We start from the raw sequence: 7084 nt of genomic DNA, 5'->3' as shown, positions 1-7084 counted from the left end.
CGGCGCCGGCCGCCAGCGCCGCCGCCAGGCCGCGCCCGTCGGCGATGCCGCCGGTGGCCAGGACCGGGACGTCGACCGCGGACAGCACCTCCGACAGCAGCGGCCAGAGCCCGCGCGAGCCGTACATGCGGCCGCCGCCCTCGGCGCCCCGCACGATCAGGAGGTCGCACCCGGCGTCGGCCGCCGCGCGGGCCTGGTCGGCGGCGCAGACCTGCCAGCCCGCCAGCGCGCCCGCCGCGTGCACCCGCTCGACCAGCGCGGGGTCGACGGCGCCGTGGTAGAAGTCGACGTACCGGCAGCGCGCCGCCGCCGCGTCCAGGACCTCCAGGTCGAGGAACGGCACCAGCACGTTGAACCCGAACGGGCCCCTGGCGTGGGCGGCGCAGGCGTCGAGCGCGTCGACGACCGCCCGCGCGGGAGCGCGCGGCATCGCGATCATGCCCATGCCCCCGGCCCCGGTCACCGCGCCGACCAGCCGCGGGGTGTTCAGCAGGCCCATCGGCGCCAGCTGGATCGGAACCTCGCAGCCGACAAGCCGGGTGAACGCCGTCCGCAACATCGCTGCCCCCCGTTCAACGGCTCCTCCCAGAGCCCCTACCCCGCCGGACGCGATCGCCAACTCCACGACGAGCGCTCGTGACCTGCGACGATGCCGAAACCCGGACTGAACGGCGATCCCTGGGCAGACTTCCTCCGAGGAAAGATCGAAACCGACCCGCCCGACACGACCCGGAGGCCCACCTTCCGATGCTCCAGCTCTGCCCGAACGGCGGCCGGACCGCCGCCCACGTCCCCGACACCCCGCCCCGGCTCGCCGCGGCCGTCCGCGCGTCCGGCCTCGGCGACGTCCACCTCCACCCCCGCGACGCGCACGGGGCCGAGACGATGGAGCCCGCCCACGTCGCGGAGGCCGTCGCCGCCGTCCGCGCGGCCGCGCCCGGCGTCGCCGTCGGCGTCACCACGGCCGCCTGGATCGAACCGGACCCCGCCCGCCGCGCCGCGCTGGTCCGTTCCTGGACGGTCCTGCCGGACCACGCGTCGGTCAACTGGCACGAGGACGGCGCGGACCTGGTCGCCGAGGCCCTGCTGGAACGCGGCGTGGGCGTCGAGGCGGGCCTGTTCTCCGGCACCGACGCCGCCGCGCGCTTCCTGGCCTGGCCGCGCGCGGACCGGGTGCTGCGCGTTCTGGCCGAGGTCACCGACACCGACCCGGCCACGGCCCCCGGGACCGCCGAATCCCTGCTGACCGACCTGGCCCCGGTGGCCCGCCCGATCCTGCTGCACGGCGAGGAGGGCGGCGCCTGGCCCGTTCTCCGCCTGGCCGCCCGCCTGGGCCTGTCCACCCGCATCGGCCTGGAGGACACCCTCCTGCTCCCCGACGGCGCCCCCGCCCCGGACAACACGGCCCTGGTGAACGCCGCGCGGGCGCTCCTCAGCTGAGGACCGAGACCGTTCCCTGCGCCACGGCGCACAGGGTCTCGGCGCCCTCGGCGTCCAGCACGAGGACGTCGCACCGGCACACCACCCGGCTGCGGCCTGCCCGCACGACGCCCGCGCGGGCGCGGAGCGTCGCGCCGACGGCGGGCCGCAGGTAGTCGATGGTGAACCCGGCGGTGACCACGTTCGTCCCGGCGGCCGCCCCCGCCGCGAAGGTCAGCGCGTTGTCGGCGAGGTAGGCGAGCACGCCGCCGTGCACGAAGCCGTTCTGCTGCCGCAGCTCGTCCCGGACGTCCAGCTCCAGCGTCGCCGCGCCGTCGCCGAACTCGGTCAGGCGCGTCCCGAGCAGCGTGCTGAACGGCTGTGCCTCAAGCGCCTTTCGCGCGAACTCCAGATCGGCCATGCCTCCACCTCTCACTTCACTAGTGAAGTGAGAATGCCGTTTCCGGCCTCCGTCTGTCAACATCGATGCCATGGCCGAGCCCGACGAGCGCCTCTACTTCTCCCTGCAACGCGCCGCGCACCGACTGCGCCTCGCGGCCGACCGCCGCTGCCGCGCCGCCGCCGGGGTCACCACCGCCCAGCTGGGCGCCCTGTTCGCGGTCCACGACGAGCCGGACATCACCCAGCAGCGGCTGGCCCGGATCCTCGGCCTGCGCGAGTCGGCGGTCACGGCCCTGGTCACCCGCCTGGTCGCCGCCGACCTGGTGATCCGCCGCCCCCACCCCCGGGAACACCGCGCGGTGACCCTGCGCCTGTCCGACCACGGCGCGGCCACCCTGCGCGCGGCCCAGCCGGAGATCGACCGCTTCAACGCCGAACTGAGAGCCCTACTGGGCGAACCGACGTTCCGCCAGACCGCCACCGCCCTCCACCGCCTGGCCCACGAGGAAACCCTGACCCCCACCGACTGACCACGTCGACTCCATCAGGAGAACCGGCCGCACGCGTCACACGGCCCCGGATGCAGCGGGGCCCATCTCCCACGAGAGGCGCCGCGCCGCCCACGCATCGGCGCCAGACACGGAGAGCGACCAGGCGGACACCGCCCTACCCCACCAAGGGCCACATGCCGTACGTGTCACGCGGCCCTGGACTCAACGAGACCCACCTCCCACGAAAGGCATCGCGCCGCCCACGCATCGGCGCCAGACACGGAGAGCGACCAGGCGATCAACGCCCTACCCCACCAAGGGCGACGCGTCGTATGTCGCGGCCCTGGTTCAGCGAGACCCACCTCGAACATGAGCGACGACCAGCCACCCCGCGAAAGTCGTCCCGTGTCACGCGGGCCTGGACTCAGCGGGCCCGCCTCCCGCGGGAGGTGTCGTGTCGTCCGTGGTTCGGTGTCAGGGGTGGGGCGTGGCCGGGCGGGGGTCGTTTCGTTCTGCGATGGTTCTCGCGTCCTGGATGATCTGGGCCAGGGTGGTGGGCTCGGCCAGGACGGAGATGTGGCCTCGGCGGGGGACGAGGGCCAGGCGGCCGTCGCGGCAGGCCGCCAGGAACGCGCGTTCGTCGCGGCGGAGGTGGTCGCGTTCGCCGTTGACCAGCCACACCGGGCCGGGGTAGGCGCGCAGCAGCGCGGGCGGGTCCAGGGTGGCCACCTCCGCGACGACCCCCGGGAACACCTCGCTGGACAGGCCGCCCGCCACCATCGCGGCGGCGGCGGGGGCGGGCAGCGTCCGGCGGAACGCGCGGGCGCCGAGCCGGTTCGCGCGTTCCGGGTCCCGGGCCGCGAGGCCCGCCATCGTCCGGTACACGGCGGCCGTCGGACCGGCCGCGACGGTCGTGCAACCCACGGCCACCAGTCCGGCGACGCGTTCGGGGTGCCGGGCCGCCGCCGCGATGCCGACGTACCCGCCCAGCGACAGGCCGGCGACCAGGGCCCGGCCGCCCAGGCCGTCGACCGCCTCGGCCACGGCCGCGACCGCGCCGTCCATCGTGAACGGCTCGCCGCGCCGCCGCCCGTGCCCGGGCAGGTCCGGCAGGGCGACCGCGCCGCCGACGAGGTCGGCGACGGGACGCCACATCGTTCCGCTGACCCGGGTCCCGTGGACGAGGACGACCGGCAGGGATGGTGAGTGCTCCATGCCCGGCACGCTAGTGCAACGCAACGTTGCGTTGCAATGCTGTTAGGCTGGCTCCCGTGACCCGTGGACCCCGCCGAGCGCAGCAGATCTTCGACGCCACCCTCGAACTCCTCGCCGCCCACGGCTACCGGGGCCTGACCGTCGAGGGCGTCGCCGAACGCGCGGGCGTCAACAAGACGACCATCTACCGCTGGTGGCCGTCCAAGGCCGCGCTGCTCGGCGCGGCCCTCACCCACGGCACCCCCCTCGACCTGGCCGTTCCCGACACCGGTTCACTCCGCGGCGACCTGGAGGCCCTCACCCGGCGGGTGCTGGACCTGCTCACCCGGCCGCCCGCCGCCGACATCGCCGTGGCGTTCCTCGGCGCGGCGGCCGGGGAACCGGAGCTGGCCGGGCACGCCCACGCGTTCTTCGCCGACCGCCTCGCCCGCGAACGCGCCGTGTTCGACCGCGCCGCCGCGCGCGGTGAGCTCGCCCCCGGCGCCGACCCCGCCCTGCTGATGGACCTGCTCGCCGGGGCGCTCTGGGTGCGCGTGGTGTTCCGGGGCCTGCCCGCCGACGACGACCTGCCCGCCCGGCTGGTCGACACCGTCCTGAACGGCGCCTCACGCGCCTGACAGGCCACCGTCACCCGCGGGGCCGTCTTTTTCGCGGGCGACTGGGCATATCGAGAGCCGTCATGCGTATCCCCCGACATGACGGAGACGGCAATGCACCTCCCGAGGCGGCTGCCGGCCGCCCTCGCTCTCGGCCTCACGCTGCTGGCCACCGCCGCCTGCGACCTGGAGATCGCGCCCGCCGGGGCCGCCCCGCGCGGCTCCACCGCGCCGAGGATCATGATGGAGGAGACGCTCGACGACCCGGAGTTCCGCGAGGACCTGAGGACCGCCGAGCAGGTCGTCAACGGTTTCTGGGCCCGCCACTGGTCCGAGCTGTTCACCGGCGCGTACCGGCCGCCCACCGTCGTCGGCCTCTACAACGGCCGCGACCCCGCGACCACCCCGATGTGCGGGGACCGTCCCCTGGAACGCAACAACGCCGCCTACTGCCCCGCCGGGGACTACGTCGCCTGGGACATCACCCTCATGCGCAACGGCTACGCGCGCGGCGACGCCTGGGTGTACCTGGTCATCGCCCACGAGTGGGGCCACGCGATCCAGGACCGCCTGCGCCGCGACCTGGTGTCCCCCGCCGCCGAGCTGCAGGCCGACTGCCTGGCCGGGGCGACCCTGTACGGGGCCGCCGCCGACGGGGCGGTGCGGTTCGAGGCGGGCGACGAGGAGGAGATCGTCCGCTCGTTCCGCGTGATCGGCGACGACGTGCCGTGGACCAAGCCCGGCGACCACGGCTCGGCCGCCGAGCGGCTGCGGTTCTTCGAACGCGGCGGCGACGGCGGCGTCAGCGCCTGTTTCCGGACGACCTGACCAGACCGTGTTCCGCCATGGACTTGGCAACCCAGAGTGTTCGCGCGATGCTGTTATGTCACCGGCACACGGGAGGCAGGGCAGCCATGGGGGACACCGCCGTCGTCATGGACGTCACCGACCACCACGACCACATCGGCGTGCTGATGCGCGGCGAGCTCGACCGTCTCACCTGCCCGGCCGTCCGCACGCGCCTGCGCGCGCTCGTCGAGGCCGCGGCGCGTCCCCTGGTGCTGGACCTGGCCGGGGTGACGTTCCTCGACGCGGCGGGGCTGCGGCTGGTCGAGTCCACCGCGCGGTACTGCGCCGAGCGCGGCACGGGCCTGGCCGTCACGGGGGTGCGGCCGTTCACCGTGAAGATGTTCCGGCTGCTGCGGCTGCACGAACGCGTCCCGCTGTGCTCCTCCCGGCAGGAGGCGCTGTGGTGCCTGATCCCGCCGACCGACGCGCAGATCCGCGCCTGGCTCGACGGGACCTGACAGGGCACCCCGGGCTACTCCCCGGCCAGATACCGCTCCACGGTCTCCACCTTCGTGTCCAGTGCCCCCGTCACGCCGGGCCGCACGTCCGCCTTGACAACCAGGCTCACCCGCGGCGCGCGTTCGGCGACCGCGTCCACGGCGGCCTTCACCACCGCCATGACCTCGTCCCACTCGCCCTCGACCGTGGTGAACATCGCGTCGGTCCGGTTCGGCAGGCCACTGGCCCGCACGACCCGCACCGCCTCCGCGACGATCTCCCCGACGCCCTCCCCCACGCCCAGCGGCGTCACCGAGAACGCGACCAGCACGACGACCCTCCTTCTATGGTTGGACCACCTGCCTCACCACGATCTCATTGAGCCGCCGTTCGACGATCGCCCCCACCGGCCATTCGCGCACCAGCGTCCGCAGCCCGGCCGCCTCGTGCTCGGCGAACGACGGGTCGTAGCCCTGCTGCTCCAGGCTGCTGCGGATCGCCTCCACATAGTCGTCCTCGGTGAACCCCGGGACCTCCCGCACCATCGCCGTCGTCGTCGCGCGGTGCGAGTTCAGCCCAGCGAAGGACCGGCCGCACCCGCAGCCCCCGTCCGGGTCGTCGCGGTCCCGCGCGCAGACGACCCCGATGTGCACGAGCTCGCCCTCGACGCACCAGTCGAAGTCGTTGTCCCGGTACCCCTGCGTCACACTCGTCGCGGTCAGCAGCTTCAAGGCGTGCCCCTTCCCTTGACGGGCCCCACCGTACGCCGCCCCTACGACACTTCACGGGCGAAACCGGCGACACGTGCGCGAACCCGCCGCCTGGCATACCGTCGCGCCATGAGCGATGTCCTGATCGAACGCGACGGCGCGTTCACCACGATCACGATGAACCGGCCCCGCCGCCGCAACGCGCTGTCGCGCGCGTTCCTGGAGGACCTCACCCGGGCGTTCGCCGAGGTGGCGGAGACCGACGCGCGCGGCGTGATCCTGGCCGCCGAGGGGCCGGTCTTCTCGGCGGGGCACGACTTCGCCGACCTGGCGGGCGCCTCCCACGCCGACGTCCGCGACCTGCTCCAGACCTGCACGGACCTGATGCGGACGGTACAGAGCGTTCCGCAGGTGGTGATCGCCCGCGTCCACGCGCTGGCGACGGCGGCGGGCTGCCAGCTGGTGGCGACCTGCGACCTGGCGGTGGCCGCCGAGTCCGCCGCGTTCGCGGCCCCCGGCGGCCGGGGCGGCTGGTTCTGCCACACGCCGATGGTGCCGATCGCCCGCAACGTGGGCCGCAAGCGCGCGATGGAGCTGGCGCTGACCGGCGACCGCATCGACGCGCGCACCGCCGCCGAGTGGGGCCTGATCAACTACGCGGTGCCGGACGCGGACCTGGACAAGGCCGTCCACGACCTGCTCACCCGCGCCACCCAGGGCAGCCCCCGCAGCAAGGCCCTGGGCAAGCAGGCCATGTACGCCCAGCTGGACCGCCCCGAACAGGACGCCTACACCTACGCGATCGAGGTCATGGCCGCCGCGAGCCAGACCCCGGAGGCCCAGGAGGGAATGACGGCGTTCCTGGAGAAACGCCACCCCGACTGGCCCGCCTGACCCGGCCCCGCAGAACACCAGGGCCCCGCCTCCATCCAGGGCGGGGACCCTGACCTGGCCTCACCGCCGT

General features: G+C 74.4%; 11 protein-coding genes. 6 read left to right on the top strand and 5 right to left on the bottom strand.

From position 1 onward, the window contains the following. Window positions 1–559, bottom strand: a 559-nt coding sequence (locus tag AKI01S_RS24810; RefSeq protein ID WP_169814009.1) for a nitronate monooxygenase, incomplete at its 3' end; no start/stop codon positions are given. Window positions 560–747: 188 nt separating this feature from the next. Between AKI01S_RS24810 and AKI01S_RS24805 the strand changes: the two genes are divergently transcribed. After that, window positions 748–1440 (top strand): 3-keto-5-aminohexanoate cleavage protein, encoded by a 693-nt coding sequence (locus tag AKI01S_RS24805; RefSeq protein WP_067822711.1) that lies wholly within the window; start codon window positions 748–750, stop codon window positions 1438–1440. Here AKI01S_RS24805 and AKI01S_RS24800 read toward each other — a convergent pair. Further along, window positions 1433–1840 (bottom strand): PaaI family thioesterase, encoded by a 408-nt coding sequence (locus tag AKI01S_RS24800; RefSeq protein WP_067822708.1) that lies wholly within the window; start codon window positions 1838–1840, stop codon window positions 1433–1435. The genes AKI01S_RS24805 and AKI01S_RS24800 overlap by 8 nt on opposite strands. Window positions 1841–1910: 70 nt before the next feature. On the opposite strand from AKI01S_RS24800, the gene AKI01S_RS24795 reads away from it, so the two are divergent. Further along, window positions 1911–2351, top strand: coding sequence for a MarR family winged helix-turn-helix transcriptional regulator (locus AKI01S_RS24795; RefSeq protein ID WP_067822705.1), 441 nt, complete (start codon window positions 1911–1913; stop codon window positions 2349–2351). A gap of 435 nt (window positions 2352–2786) precedes the next feature. Here the strand turns inward: AKI01S_RS24795 and AKI01S_RS24790 are convergent, their stop codons facing one another. Beyond that, the gene (locus AKI01S_RS24790; protein ID WP_067822702.1) at window positions 2787–3527 is read right to left on the bottom strand and encodes an alpha/beta fold hydrolase; all 741 of its coding nucleotides are present in this window, start codon (window positions 3525–3527) and stop codon (window positions 2787–2789) included. A 56-nt stretch (window positions 3528–3583) separates the two neighbouring features. Here AKI01S_RS24790 and AKI01S_RS24785 point away from each other — a divergent pair, with 56 nt between their 5' ends. The 3 genes from AKI01S_RS24785 to AKI01S_RS51790 all read left to right on the top strand — a co-directional run bounded on the left by AKI01S_RS24785 (window position 3584) and on the right by AKI01S_RS51790 (window position 5430). Continuing rightward, entirely contained in the window at window positions 3584–4144 is a 561-nt protein-coding gene (locus AKI01S_RS24785) for a TetR/AcrR family transcriptional regulator (RefSeq protein ID WP_157420102.1), read from the top strand. Window positions 4145–4237: 93 nt separating this feature from the next. Further along, the gene (locus AKI01S_RS51795) at window positions 4238–4951 is read left to right on the top strand and encodes a neutral zinc metallopeptidase (RefSeq protein ID WP_067822699.1); all 714 of its coding nucleotides are present in this window, start codon (window positions 4238–4240) and stop codon (window positions 4949–4951) included. Between the two features lie 86 nt (window positions 4952–5037). Then, on the top strand, window positions 5038–5430 hold the full coding sequence (locus AKI01S_RS51790; protein ID WP_067822696.1) for an STAS domain-containing protein: 393 nt from the start codon (window positions 5038–5040) through the stop codon (window positions 5428–5430). A 14-nt stretch (window positions 5431–5444) separates the two neighbouring features. On the opposite strand, the gene AKI01S_RS24770 is transcribed toward AKI01S_RS51790, so the two are convergent. Both AKI01S_RS24770 and AKI01S_RS24765 read right to left on the bottom strand, forming a co-directional pair. Continuing rightward, window positions 5445–5741 carry an MTH1187 family thiamine-binding protein gene (locus AKI01S_RS24770; protein ID WP_067822694.1) on the bottom strand — a complete coding sequence of 99 codons (297 nt, stop codon included), beginning with the start codon at window positions 5739–5741 and terminating at the stop codon, window positions 5445–5447. A 13-nt stretch (window positions 5742–5754) separates the two neighbouring features. Next, window positions 5755–6141 (bottom strand): DUF7715 family protein, encoded by a 387-nt coding sequence (locus tag AKI01S_RS24765; protein WP_067822692.1) that lies wholly within the window; start codon window positions 6139–6141, stop codon window positions 5755–5757. A gap of 108 nt (window positions 6142–6249) precedes the next feature. Here AKI01S_RS24765 and AKI01S_RS24760 point away from each other — a divergent pair, with 108 nt between their 5' ends. Next, window positions 6250–7014, top strand: a complete 765-nt coding sequence (locus AKI01S_RS24760) for an enoyl-CoA hydratase-related protein (RefSeq protein ID WP_067822689.1) — start codon at window positions 6250–6252, stop codon at window positions 7012–7014. The last annotated feature ends 70 nt before the right edge of the window (window positions 7015–7084 follow it).

The sequence above is a fragment of the Actinomadura kijaniata NBRC 14229 genome, assembly GCF_001552175.1.
GTDB classification, from domain to species: domain Bacteria; phylum Actinomycetota; class Actinomycetes; order Streptosporangiales; family Streptosporangiaceae; genus Spirillospora; species Spirillospora kijaniata.
Note: the sequence above shows the minus strand (reverse complement) of the source record. Positions and strands in the feature narration are given on the sequence as shown.

Coding starts and splice junctions, on each gene's coding strand:
- AKI01S_RS24795 (WP_067822705.1), top strand. CDS start 1,911: ATGGCCGAGCCCGACGAGCGCCTCTACTTCTCCCTGCAACGCGCCGCG.
- AKI01S_RS24760 (WP_067822689.1), top strand. CDS start 6,250: ATGAGCGATGTCCTGATCGAACGCGACGGCGCGTTCACCACGATCACG.
- AKI01S_RS51795 (WP_067822699.1), top strand. CDS start 4,238: ATGCACCTCCCGAGGCGGCTGCCGGCCGCCCTCGCTCTCGGCCTCACG.
- AKI01S_RS24805 (WP_067822711.1), top strand. CDS start 748: ATGCTCCAGCTCTGCCCGAACGGCGGCCGGACCGCCGCCCACGTCCCC.
- AKI01S_RS24800 (WP_067822708.1), bottom strand. CDS start 1,840: ATGGCCGATCTGGAGTTCGCGCGAAAGGCGCTTGAGGCACAGCCGTTC.
- AKI01S_RS51790 (WP_067822696.1), top strand. CDS start 5,038: ATGGGGGACACCGCCGTCGTCATGGACGTCACCGACCACCACGACCAC.
- AKI01S_RS24790 (WP_067822702.1), bottom strand. CDS start 3,527: ATGGAGCACTCACCATCCCTGCCGGTCGTCCTCGTCCACGGGACCCGG.